Below are 11742 nucleotides of genomic sequence, written 5' to 3' on the forward strand. Positions count from 1 at the left end.
GCGCGACCGACGACGTGCCGGGAATCAGCAGGAGATTCGGCGCGCGGCGCAGCAGCCACGCCAGCGCGACCTGCATCGGCGTCGCGCCGAGGCGGCCCGCGACGTCGGACAGCGTCGACGACTGCAGCGGCGAGAAGCCGCCGAGCGGAAAGTACGGCACGTACGCGATACCGTCACGGGCCAGCGTGTCGATCAGCGCATCGTCGCCGCGATGCGCGATGTTGTAGTGGTTCTGCACGCAGACGATGTCGCAGATCCGCCGGCCTTGCGCGACCTGCGCGGGCGTGACGTTGCTCAGGCCGATGTGCCGCACGAGCCCGCGCCGCTGCAGCTCCGCGAGCGTGGCCAGCGGCGCCTCGATCGATCCTTCGGCCGGCCCGTGCGTATCGAACATGATGCGCAGGTTGACGACGTCGAGCACGTCGAGCCCCAGGTTGCGCAGGTTGTCGTGCACGGCCCGTTCGAGCTCGTCGGGCGCGAACGCGGGCAGCCATGATGCGTCGTCGCCGCGTCGCGCGCCGATCTTCGTGACGATCACGAGATCGTCGCGATACGGATGCAATGCGTCACGAATCAACTGGTTCGTGACGTGCGGGCCGTAGAAGTCGCTGGTGTCGAGATGGTCGACGCCGGATTCGACGGCTTCGCGCAACACGTTCAATGCGGCTTCGCGATCTTTCGGCGGGCCGAATACACCGGGGCCCGCGAGCTGCATCGCGCCGTAGCCGATCCGTCTGACGTGGCGATCGCCGAGCCTGAAGGTGGCGGTGTGGCGAATATCGGGCATGACCGTACTCCTGTCGAAGAGATGAATGCGTTCAGCATAAGGACGAGTCGCCTGCGCGATAAGCCGGCATAATTCGCACGGGTTGTACGAAAAGGCGAACAATGCAAACCGATCTGGGCGATCTGAACGCGTTCATGGCCGTGGCACGCGCCAGCGGATTCCGCGATGCCGCACGCGTGACGGGCCTCAGCGCGTCGGGGCTGAGCGAGGCCGTGCGCCGGCTGGAAGCGCGGCTCGGCGTGCGGCTGCTGCACCGCACGACGCGTAGCGTCGTGCCCACCGAAGCCGGCGAGCGCCTGCTCGCGCGTCTCGCGCCCGCCCTGACCGAAGTGGCGGCGGCGCTCGACGGTATCGACGAATTCCGCGGCCGACCGGCCGGCACGCTGAAGCTCAACGTGCCGGTCAGCGCCTCGCGGCTCGTGTTGCCGGCGATCGTGCCGCGCTTTCTCGAGGCGTATCCGGACATCCGGCTGGAAGTGACCGCCGACGAAAGTTTCGTCGACGTGCTGGCGGCCGGCTGCGACGCGGGCATCCGCTACGACGAACGGCTCGAACAGGACATGATCGCGGTGCCGATCGGCCCGCGCATCCAGCGGTTCGCGACCGCGGCGGCGCCCGGCTATCTCGACCGGCACGGCCGGCCGCGGCATCCGCGCGACCTGCTTGGCCATCGGTGCCTGCGCGGACGCTTCGCCAGCGGCGCGATGCCGCCGTGGGAGTACGAGCGCGACGGCGAGGTCGTGCGGGTCGAGCCGGCCGCCGGGCCGCTGCTGGTCCAGATCGGCGGGGCGACGGAGCTGATGGTCGACGCGGCGATCGCCGGGACGGGGATCCTGTATCTGTTCGAAGACTGGGTGCGCCCGCATTTCGAAAGCGGCGCGCTCGAACCGGTGCTCGAACCGTGGTGGCGACCGTTCTCGGGGCCCTTTCTGTATTACCCGGGGCGGCGTCTCGTGCCGCCGGCGCTACGCGCGTTCATCGATTTCATCAAGGAATACTGAGCGTGGGTCAGCGCACCGGCGCTTGCGCGTCGAGCAACTGCCGGTGGCGCGCGTCGGTCGCGTCGTCGGCGGGAAACATGCATTCCATGCGCAACTCCTGCGCGGCCGCGCTTTGCGGCGTACCGACCGTCGTGACCAGCGAGAAGTAGCGCAGCACGACGCCTTCGTGGACGAAGCCGATCGGGATGACCGGCAGCGACGGCGCGGCGGCAGGCGCCAGCGGCGTGTTCCAGTCGCTTGGCGCATCGGGGCTGGCGAGCAGGTCGTCGAGCAGGCGCCGGGTTTCGTCGTCGATCACGCGGCCCACCGATTCGCGATGCACGCGCTGCAGCAGGCTGCGCGACACGGTGCCCCAGTCGGCCACGAACGGCTGCATCCCGCGCGGATCGAACATCAGGCGCAGCAGGTTGCGCGGCCCGTCGCGCGCGGCCATGTCGATGAAGCACCCGAAAAAGCGCGGCGCCGCGTCGTTGGTCATCAGCACGTTCCAGTGACGGTCCATCACGATCGCCGGAAACGGCTCGTGCTGGCGCACGACCCGTTCGAGCGCGCGGATCACGCCGTGCATTTCCTGCGCGTCCCACGGCGCTTCCGAATACATCGGCGCATAGCCGGCCGCGAGCAGCAGCGCGTTGCGCTCGCGCAGCGGTACGTCGAGCGTTTGCGCGAGCGTCAGCAGCGTGTCGCGGCCCGGCACGCTGCGCCCGCTTTCGATGAAGCTGATCTGGCGCTGCGAAATCCCCGCGTCGAGCGACAGGTCGAGCTGGCTCACGCCGCGCACGTCACGCCAATTGCGCAGCAACCGGCCCAGTGCGTGCGGCGGCGGATTCGGGGCGCGGCGGCGGGTGTTCATCGGCGTTCCCTGGTCGTTCCGTGATCGACGCGATCGACTATATCGGACTCATGCGGCGTGCGCATGCCATGCGAATGCGTCGAAGGGCGCTTCGAGCGCCGGCCGCGCGACGCTGCCGACGTAGTTCGTGATCGTCGATGCGGCGACCACTGCGATGACTTCCAGCAACTGCTCGGCGGTGAAGCCGGCATCGACGAACGCTTGCCGGTCGGTATCGGACAGGCGGCCGCGGGCGTCGATCAGCGCGCGCGCCGTGGCGGACAAAGCGGCCAGTTTCGCGTCGGCGGGTAATTCGCCGCGCCGGATCGCGTCGACGTCGGTGGACAACACGCCCTGTTTCAGCGCGAGCGCCGTATGGAACGCGACCGGCCATTCGCTCGCGTTCGTCACTGCGTTGGTCAGCAGCAGCGTCTGGATCTGCGGCTCGGTGAGGCTGCTCGCGTGCACGCGCTCGAACAGCCCGATGAAGCCGTTGATCAGCACCGGCGACGCGGCCATTGCCGACGCGATGTTCGGGACCACGCCGAACGCTTGCTGGAGTTGCTGGAGGACGGGTTTCGATTCGGCCGGCGCGGAATCGATCGTATGAAGTGGATAGGCGGACATGATGTCTCCGGGTGACGGGCGCCGCCGGAATGGCGGCGCGACACCCGAAGCGTAGGAGCGGGCGTGTCGCGCGCCAATTACATGCGATGTAATCGTTTGACGCGCGAGCGCCAGCCCGCTGCCCCTTGAATGCGTTACCCGCCTTGCTTGACCAGCGCCGCGAGCGTCTTCATCGCCTGCAGATACGGATACGGCCCGTGGCTGACACGCGCCACGCCGTAATCGGCGAGTTCCGCGAGCGTCGGTGTTTCCGCGACACGCATCACGTTCACCGGCAGCGGCGACGCGGCCGTCAGCGCGCGAATCAGCGCCGGCGAGCGCAGGCCCGGCACGAATAGGCCGTCGGCGCCGGCCGCCGCATAAGCGCGGGCGCGCGCCAGCGTCGCGTCGAGCAATCGTTCGTCGTGCGTATCGGCGGCTGCCTTGAAGAACACGTCGGTGCGCGCGTTGATGAAGTAGTCGGCGCCCGCGCGATCGGCCGCTTGCCGGGCTGCTGCGACGCGGGCCGCCGCTTCGTCGACGTCGCGCAGTTCGCCCGTCGACGGAAAACTGTCTTCGAGATTGCAGCCGATCGCGCCGGCCCGGATGCTGAGTGCGATCGTCTCGGCGACCTCTTCCGGCCGCTCGCCGTAGCCGCTTTCGAGGTCGACGGTGACGGGCAGGTCCGTCGCGCGCACGATCCGCTCCAGCACCTCCATCATCAGCGCGCGCGGCATCTGCTCGCCGTCGCCGAAACCGTTGGCCGCCGCGACCGACCAGCTGCCGGTAGCCAGCGCGGCGGCGCCGGCGTCGGCCACTGCGCGCGCACTGCCGGCATCCCACACGTTGAACAGCGCCAGCGGCTGGCCCGCGCGGTGAAGTGCCCGGAAAATCGCGCCTTTCTCGTTGTTGCCCATGCTCGTCTCCTCGTGAATACCGGATCGGTTGTCGTGCCGAGCGATATTGCCATCGAATCGGGCGGTGCGACCGGCGTATGCAATGTCTGCTGACAGCGTGTGACAGAACGTGCGCATGACGGTCGCGGCACGATCCGTGCGCTGCCTCAGTCGCGCGACCCCGGCTCGATCGACAGCGTGCGCAACTGGCCGCGCAACTGGTCGACTTCCCCCGGCGCGAACGGCCGCTCGATCTCGGCATGTGTCTGCTGCCACAGCGGGAATGCTTCGGCCAGCAGCTCGTGCCCGGCTGGCGTGAGTTCCAGCAGGCGGCTGCGTCGGTCGTCCGGGTCCTGCGCGATCGTGACGAGGCCGCGCCGCTCGAGCGGCTTGAGCGCCGCGGTGAGCGTGGTGCGGTCCATCGCGAGCAGCGATGCGACCGATTTCATCGGGGCCGGTTGCGGCCGGTTCAACGACATCAGCAGCGAAAACTGGCCGTTGGTGAGGTCGAGCGGGCGCAGCACGTCGTCGAAGATGCGCGCCAGATTGCGGGCCGCGCGCTGCATGTGCAGGCACAGGCAGCAATCGCGCACCATCAGCGTCGTTTCGAAGGGAAGCTTTTCTTTGCGTGCCATGTTGCAATTGTGTTGATATCAACCTATCTTGTCAAGGTCGAGGCGCGGCAACCCGCCGCGCCCGTCATCGGAGGAGCAGGCATGAGTGCGCAACAACCGTTGTATCTCGCCGTATTTCTCGGAACCCAGGATAGCCCGGCGATGAAGGCATGGATCGCGCTGCCGGAGGAGGAGCGGCGCACCCGCGAGCGCGACGGCATCGCCGCGTGGCATGCGTGGGTCGACCGGCATCGCGACGCGATCGTCGAGCTGGGCGGCCCGCTGGGCAAGACCAAGCGCATCGACGCGAGCGGCATCCACGACACGACCAATGCGCTGAGCGGCTTCACCGTCGTGCGGGCGGCGTCGCACGAGGCGGCCGCCGCGCTGTTCGAAGGTCATCCGCATTTCACGCTGTTCCCGGGCGTGTCGGTGGACGTGATGCCGGTGCTGGCGATTCCCGGCGCATGAGCGACGCGCGCTGCGGGGCGCCGCGCGTCGCTTCGCGCGACGTGTCGTGCCCGGCATGCGGCAGATATTTTTATGACGTTCTGGATGGAGACTGGCGATGAAGCTTTACGGATTTGCCGGCACCCGCTCGCAACGGGCGCTGTGGGGGCTGAAGGAACTGGATGCGGATTTCGAATTCGTGTCGGTCAACCTGCTCGAGGGCGAGCACAAGCGGCCCGACTTCCTGCGCCTCAATCCGGCCGGCAAGGTGCCGGTGCTGGTGGACGGCGACCTCGTGATTCCCGAATCGGCCGCGATCGTGCTGTATCTCGCGGACAAGTACCCGGAGAAGGCGTTGCTGCCCGTCGATCCGGCGCTGCGGGCGCAAGCCTATCGATGGATCATGTTCGCGGTGACGGAGCTGGAGCAGCCGCTGTGGCGGATCACGCGGCATACGTTCCTCTATCCGCCGGAGAAGCGCTCGCCGGCCGATATCGAACTGGCCCGCGAGGATTTCACGACGATGGCCGCGATTCTCGACACGCATCTCGAAGGGCGCGAATTCATCGTCGGCGATTCGCTGACGGTGGCCGATTGCGTGACGGCCTACCTGATCGACTGGGCGAGCGAATGCCACTTGATCGAACCGTTCCCGCAATTGCGCGCGTATCTCGAACGGCTGTATGCGCGGCCGAAGGCGCCGCAGCGGATCGCGGACGCGAGGAAGGCGGCGTGAAAGTGAAACGGGCGCCGGGCCATGTGCCGCATCGGCATGATTCGCCGCGCCCGCCCACGATCACGAAACGATGTCGGGCCCGCCCAGCGCACGACACAGCATCGCCAGGTCACGCAACGTGAGATGCGGCATTTCCGCCTGCTGCGGCGTCGGTTTTTCTTCTGCCCGCGGCTCACGCACGACCCATGCGGCCTGAAGCCCCGCATTCAGCGCGCCGACGATATCGAGGTGGAAGTCGTCGCCGACATGCAGCAATTCGTCCGGCCGCACGCCGAGTGCGTCCGCCGCCGCATGGAAGATCTCGGGCTCAGGCTTGGCGAAGCCGAATGCACGCGCGCTGAGCGTCGTGCGGAAGAATTCACCGCCGCCGGTGAGCCGAAGGTCGGCGTTGCCGTTGGTGACCGCGATCAACGGAAAGCGGGCGCTCAACCACGCCAGCGCCGGCAACGCGTCTTCGTAGAATTCGACACGATTGCGCGCCGCGTAGAAGACGTCGTAGGCGGGCTCGGTCAGCGAGACATCTTCGTTCGCGCGTTCCAGTGCAAGCCGGATCGAGCCGATTCGCATCGCGCGATAGTCGCTGGCGAGATCCGGGCGTAACCGTTCGTATTCCTCACGGAGCGCACTGAGTGCCTGTTGCGTCGGAAGCACGCTCGCGGTATTGGGCGCGTGCTCGATCAGCCATGTGCGCAGCGTCGCCTCGGCCCGGACGACGGACGGCCCGAACGGCCACAAGGTGTCGTCGAGGTCGAACGAGAGGGCGGAAACTTTGGCGAGACGCATGGCGGTTGAAAGCGGGAAGTCGTTTTACCAGGGCCACGGAACGGAGGTTCCGCTGCCGTTGTCGAGCGCGTGCCGATACAGGAAGCGCGCGACGGTCAGATCCTGCAGCGCGAGCCCCGTCATGTCGAAGACGGTGATCTCGTGCGCGGCGCGCTCGACCGATGTCGCACCTGCGAGGATGTCACCGATTTCCGTGCGCGGCAAATCCGGCGCCCACTGGCACTCGCCGATGCTGCGCGCCTGATCGTGATCGTCGACGACGATGCGCGCGCGTTCCAGCACGCCGGCCGGCAGTTCGCGCTTGCCGGCAGTATCGGCGCCTACGCAGGTCAGATGGGTGCCTGGCTGCACCGCATCCGCGTCGAACAAGGGGCCGCCGCCGGGCGTGGCCGTGATCACCACGTCGCTATCGGCGACCGCTTCGTTCCGGTCGCGCGCCACGCCGATCGTGCATCGTTCGACGAAGCGCGATTCGAATGCCGGGTCCGGCTCGCCGCTCACGGTCACGTATTGCACCGTGCATCGCTGCGGCAGCAGCGCGAGTGCGTAGTCGAGCTGCACGCGCGCCTGCACGCCGGTGCCGAACACGCAGAGCCGCGTGCTGTCGCGCCGCGCGAGCTGTTGCAGCCCAAGGCCGCCGGCGGCGCCGGTCCGCGCGGTGGTGATCGCGTTGCCGTCCATGATGCACAGCGGGCGGCCCGTCGCCGGATCGAACAACGCGACGGTGGCCTGATGCGGCTCGCCGCCGACGCTTCGATTGGCCGGCCAGAATCCGGCCGCCTTGAAGCCGAGCAGGTCCTGGCCTGCGACGTCGCCCGACTTGATGCCGAACACGCCGCCGGTATGCAGCTTCTCGCGCACCACCGGGAACACGCGTCCGGCCCTTTGACTGTGCAGCACGAAGGCTTCGCGCACGGCCGCCATCACTTGCTCGGCCTGCAGGGCGGGCTCGACGGCATCGCGGTCGAGGAGAAGGAGGCGGGCGTCGGTCGGCATGGTCGGGGGCTGTTCGGTGCGGGACGAATCGAGAGTATTTAAAATTTGTCCAGAATTGGACAAATAGTCAATGGCTGGATGATCCGGCATGCTCGCCGGACTTCACTTACCACCCGTAGAAGCGCGGCCACGTCTGCGCGGCGCCGTCATCGCCGACGGCCTGATATTCGGGATGCTGCGCGCCGGTCGCGCACGCATGATTCGGCAGGATGCGCAGCCGCGTGCCGATCGGAAAACGCTGCGCGATGCCCGTATCCGGCGTATCCGTTCGCGACACGATCCCGTGTTCCTGGTTGGCGGCGCTCAGCAGATAGCCGCCGAGCACGTCGCCGGGTTCGGTGCAGACCTGCCCGTAGCCGAAATCGTGCGCCTGGCGCTGCGTGCCGCGGTCGCGGCTCATCGCCATCCAGCCCGCGTCGACGATCGCCCAGCCTTTCTCTTCCTGGTGGCCGATGACGGTGGTCAGTACCGACAGCGCGATGTCGGACGGCTCGCACACGCCGATGTTGTGCATCACGAGGTCGAACATCACGTACACGCCGGCGCGCACTTCGGTCACGCCGTCGAGCCGTTCCGCCGCGAGCGCGGTGGGCGTCGACCCGATGCTCACGACCGGGCACGGCAACCCGGCGGCCCTCAGGCGCTCCGCCGCCCGCACGGTGCGGCTGCGCTCCTGCTCGGCGATCGCGACGAGTGCTGCGTGCGTGTCGTATTCATAGCTGGAGCCCGCGTGAGCGAGCACGCCGCCGAGCAGCATGCCGCCGTCGGTCAGCGCGCGGCCGACGTCGATCAGCAGATCGGCGTCGGGCGGGATGCCCGAGCGGTGGCCGTCGACGTCGACCTCGATCCATACGTCGAAACGTTCGCCGTGCTCGCGCCCGAACGCGGCGATCGCGTGGGCGGCCGGCAGGCTGTCGGCGACGATCTTCAGGTCGCAGCCTTGGCGGCGCAGCGCAAGCGCCTGACCGAGCTTGGCGGGCACCATGCCGACCGCATAGACGATGTCGCGGATGCCGTCCGCGAAGAACTGCTCGGCTTCCTTGAGCGTCGACACCGTGATGCCCTGCGCGCCCGCCGCGATCTGCACGTCGACGACGTGCCGGCACTTGGTGGTCTTCACGTGCGGCCGGAACCGCACGCCGAGCGCGTCCAGATGCGTTTGCATGCGGGCGATGTTGCGCTGCATGCGGGCGACGTCGATTAGTGCGGCCGGGGTATTGAGGGTATGAAGGTCCACGATGCGTCCGAGGGCGGGGTTGTCGATGCGGACACTGTAGGGCGGTTGGCTCGCGTCGTGTTTAATGCGGGGCTAATCCGCCATTAAATCGAATTTAAGGCTCACGCCTTGCCGCGCCACGGCGGCGGATCGAGAAACTGCCGCGCGGCGTCGAGAAACACCCGCTGCCGCGCGGAGCGGCCGGTACGCGACGGCAGCAGCGCCGTCACCGGCGCGGGCGGCAGGTTCCAGCCGGGCAGCAACCGGACGAGCTTGCCGTTCGCGAGCAGCGGGGCGACGTCCCACTCGGAACGCTCGACGATGCCGAGCCCGGCCAGCGCCCATTCGGTGATGACGGTGCCGTCGTTGGACGACAGCGCGCCCGTGACGCGGATGACGGTAGATCGCCGCGATTCGCCCTTGACGCCGCGGCCGGGCGAGAAGCGCCAGCGCGGGATGTCTTCGTCGTTCTCGCGCAGGCACAGGCAGTCGTAGCGCGTCAGGTCGGATGGATGGTTCAGGTCCTTGAGGCGGCGCGCGTAGCCGGGGCTCGCGCACAGGAAGCGCTCGTTGGGCGCGAGTGGATAGCCGATCCACGAAGACGACTTGAGGCTGCCGACATGCACGACCACGTCGGCTCCCGAAGCGCTAGTCAACGGGCTCTCCGACAGGTGGAGCGAGATTTCGAGCTTCGGATGCGCGCGCTGCACGTCGCGCACGATCCGCGCGACGTACTTGCGGCCGAAGCCGAGCGGAGCGACGACGCGCAGCGTGCCCTGCACGTCGCCGTGGTCGCCCGCGATGTTGATTGGCAGCGCCTCCACGCGCTCGAGGATGCCGACGGCTTCCTGATACAGCCGCTGCCCTTCGTCGGTCAGCGCGATCCCTTTCGGCTGCCGCACGGCGAGCCTTGCGTTCAGCCGTGCCTCCATTCGCTGCAGGCGAATCGTGACCGCGGGCGGCGTGAGATCGAGCAGCCGGGCGGCAGCGGCTAACGAGCGCGACGTGCCGATCGCGCGGACGAGTCGAAGGTCGTCGAGGTCGAGCATTTCATGGCTCTTAATGCTGATGATGTCCAGCATTAAACCGCATATCGAGCGGCGAAGCCATCGACGTGGCGTGGAGCCACGACGCCGAGGATGGCCGGAACGCGCTTGTCCCATTCGCCCGATATATTGAGTTTTCCGAATCGATCGCGACGTTCCGCCTGCGAACCCACCTACGCATCCAGCCCGAAAATCAGCGACCGGTGCACGCCCACCCCCGCCGCCACGCCCGATGCCGAGGCGAACGTCGCATTGGTCATCAGGCTCGACGCGTCGCCGGCCGCGTACACGCCGGCGACGCTCGTCTGCTTCCACGTATCGACGCGAATCGCGGTGCCGAGCGGACCTTCGTCGAACGCGCAGCCGAGTTGCTGCGCGAGGTCGCTCGCCATGTCGGTGCGCGCGCCGATGAACAGTGCGTCGATCGACACGAGCTGACCGTCGGCGAGCCGCAGCGCGTCGATACGCGGCGCATCGCCGAGGATCTCGACGACCGGCGAGTGCTCGATGCGTACGCCGCGTGCTGCGAGCAACGCGGCTTCCTCTTCGTTCGCTTCGACCACGCCCTGCGTGAACCACGTCGTCGGGCCCCAGTCCGGAATCAGGATCGCCTGATGGACCGACAGCGGATGCGTGGCGAGCACGCCGAGCCGCTGGCCGCTCACTTCATATCCGTGGCAGTACGGGCAGTGCAGCACGGTGACGCCCCAGCGTTCCGCGAGCCCCGGCAGCGCGGGCAGTTCGTCGCGGATGCCGGTCGCGAGAATCAGCCGGTCGGCGCTCGCGCGGCTGCCGTCGGCCAGCGTCACGTGAAAGCGTCCGTGCGCGTCGCGCTCGGCCGTGCGCGCCGCGCCGTCGATGCGCTGCACGGTCGGATACGCGGCGAGTTGCGCGGCGGCTTCCGCGACGATCCGCGCGGGCGGCTTGCCGTCCTGCCCGAAGAAGCCGTGCGCGTGTTCGGCAAATGGTTGCGCGGCCGGCCGGCGTCGATCACGAGCACGCGGCGGCGTGCCCGCGCCAGTTGCATCGCGGCCGACAGCCCCGCGAAGCTGCCGCCGATCACGATCACTTCATGATGGGTATCCATGCATCCACTCCTTTCTGAACCTGCGTGACGGACAGACGTGTTCCGCTGGCGGCCAACTCATGAAACACGAGAAGTTGCATGATAGGGCGGTGATATCATTCATGCAACTTCAGAAGTTTCGAGAGAGGGGAGCTCCGCCCGTGAGAACCGACAGCCGTTTGTCGCGCATGCTGCATGCGCTGATCCACATGGACCAGGCCGACGGCCCGCTGACGTCGGAGACGATCGCGACGATGCTGTGCACGAACCCGGTCGTCGTGCGGCGCCTGCTCGGCGGGTTACGCGATTGCGGTTACGTGCAATCGGAGAAGGGGCACGGCGGCGGCTGGGCGCTGAGCGTCGCGCTCGACGACATCACGCTGCTCGACGTCTATCGCGCGGTGGGCGAGCCGCCGCTGTTTTCCGACCTGGTGCCCGAGGACGAGCCCGAATGCCTGGTCGAACAGGCGGTCAACGCGCATCTGTCGGCGACGCTGAAGGAGGCCGAAGCGTCGCTCCTGGCACGCTTCGGCGAAGTCACGCTCGGCATGCTGTCGCGCGATTTCGAAGCGAAGGCGGCGCTGCGGGGGTACACGCGCTGACGTGGCGCAGCATCCCGATCGAGCGCGCTTGACATGCAATCTGGCACGATCCGGCGCGGCCGAAACCGCCGCGCCGCCCTGTTCTGTCCCCCAACTTCTGCCCGGTTCGCC

At 67.9% G+C, this 11742-nt stretch carries 13 protein-coding genes and 1 pseudogene; 4 read left to right on the top strand and 10 right to left on the bottom strand.

All coding sequences use genetic code 11. The features are described from left to right. On the bottom strand, positions 1-787 hold a 787-nt coding region (locus H3O04_RS15935), incomplete at its 3' end, for an aldo/keto reductase family oxidoreductase (RefSeq protein ID WP_202588039.1). Positions 788-888: 101 nt separating this feature from the next. On the opposite strand from H3O04_RS15935, the gene H3O04_RS15940 reads away from it, so the two are divergent. Beyond that, on the top strand, positions 889-1788 hold the full coding sequence (locus H3O04_RS15940; protein WP_175832384.1) for a LysR family transcriptional regulator: 900 nt from the start codon (positions 889-891) through the stop codon (positions 1786-1788). A gap of 7 nt (positions 1789-1795) precedes the next feature. Here the strand turns inward: H3O04_RS15940 and H3O04_RS15945 are convergent, their stop codons facing one another. The 4 genes from H3O04_RS15945 to H3O04_RS15960 form a co-directional block, all read right to left on the bottom strand. Beyond that, positions 1796-2641, bottom strand: a complete 846-nt coding sequence (locus H3O04_RS15945; RefSeq protein ID WP_202588040.1) for a helix-turn-helix domain-containing protein — start codon at positions 2639-2641, stop codon at positions 1796-1798. Positions 2642-2689: 48 nt separating this feature from the next. Continuing rightward, positions 2690-3247 (bottom strand): carboxymuconolactone decarboxylase family protein, encoded by a 558-nt coding sequence (locus H3O04_RS15950; RefSeq protein ID WP_202588041.1) that lies wholly within the window; start codon positions 3245-3247, stop codon positions 2690-2692. Between the two features lie 134 nt (positions 3248-3381). After that, positions 3382-4143: an isocitrate lyase/PEP mutase family protein gene (locus H3O04_RS15955; protein WP_202588042.1), complete on the bottom strand. Its 762-nt coding sequence runs from the start codon at positions 4141-4143 to the stop codon at positions 3382-3384. Positions 4144-4289: 146 nt separating this feature from the next. Further along, positions 4290-4757 (bottom strand): MarR family winged helix-turn-helix transcriptional regulator, encoded by a 468-nt coding sequence (locus tag H3O04_RS15960; RefSeq protein ID WP_074804264.1) that lies wholly within the window; start codon positions 4755-4757, stop codon positions 4290-4292. An 81-nt stretch (positions 4758-4838) separates the two neighbouring features. Here H3O04_RS15960 and H3O04_RS15965 point away from each other — a divergent pair, with 81 nt between their 5' ends. Next, complete coding sequence (locus H3O04_RS15965; RefSeq protein ID WP_027807123.1) at positions 4839-5207, top strand: hypothetical protein; 369 nt, start codon at positions 4839-4841, stop codon at positions 5205-5207. A 97-nt stretch (positions 5208-5304) separates the two neighbouring features. Beyond that, positions 5305-5922, top strand: a complete 618-nt coding sequence (locus tag H3O04_RS15970; protein ID WP_012338694.1) for a glutathione S-transferase family protein — start codon at positions 5305-5307, stop codon at positions 5920-5922. A 60-nt stretch (positions 5923-5982) separates the two neighbouring features. Here H3O04_RS15970 and H3O04_RS15975 read toward each other — a convergent pair whose 3' ends face one another. From H3O04_RS15975 to H3O04_RS36665, 5 genes and pseudogenes are all read right to left on the bottom strand, one after another. Further along, on the bottom strand, positions 5983-6705 hold the full coding sequence (locus H3O04_RS15975) for an HAD family hydrolase (RefSeq protein ID WP_202588043.1): 723 nt from the start codon (positions 6703-6705) through the stop codon (positions 5983-5985). A 24-nt stretch (positions 6706-6729) separates the two neighbouring features. Then, positions 6730-7701 carry an ornithine cyclodeaminase family protein gene (locus H3O04_RS15980; protein WP_202588044.1) on the bottom strand — a complete coding sequence of 324 codons (972 nt, stop codon included), beginning with the start codon at positions 7699-7701 and terminating at the stop codon, positions 6730-6732. A 106-nt stretch (positions 7702-7807) separates the two neighbouring features. Continuing rightward, a complete protein-coding gene (locus H3O04_RS15985; RefSeq protein WP_202588045.1) occupies positions 7808-8938 on the bottom strand; it encodes an alanine racemase in 1131 nt (376 codons plus the stop codon). A gap of 101 nt (positions 8939-9039) precedes the next feature. Then, the gene (locus H3O04_RS15990; RefSeq protein ID WP_202588046.1) at positions 9040-9999 is read right to left on the bottom strand and encodes a LysR substrate-binding domain-containing protein; all 960 of its coding nucleotides are present in this window, start codon (positions 9997-9999) and stop codon (positions 9040-9042) included. 137 nt (positions 10000-10136) lie between these two features. Beyond that, positions 10137-11050, bottom strand: a pseudogene (locus tag H3O04_RS36665) (NAD(P)/FAD-dependent oxidoreductase). A 140-nt stretch (positions 11051-11190) separates the two neighbouring features. On the opposite strand from H3O04_RS36665, the gene H3O04_RS16000 reads away from it, so the two are divergent. Continuing rightward, positions 11191-11631: an RrF2 family transcriptional regulator gene (locus tag H3O04_RS16000; protein ID WP_006479723.1), complete on the top strand. Its 441-nt coding sequence runs from the start codon at positions 11191-11193 to the stop codon at positions 11629-11631. Positions 11632-11742: the final 111 nt, after the last annotated feature.

Source organism: Burkholderia sp. KCJ3K979, assembly GCF_016759955.1.
Lineage (GTDB): Bacteria > Pseudomonadota > Gammaproteobacteria > Burkholderiales > Burkholderiaceae > Burkholderia > Burkholderia orbicola.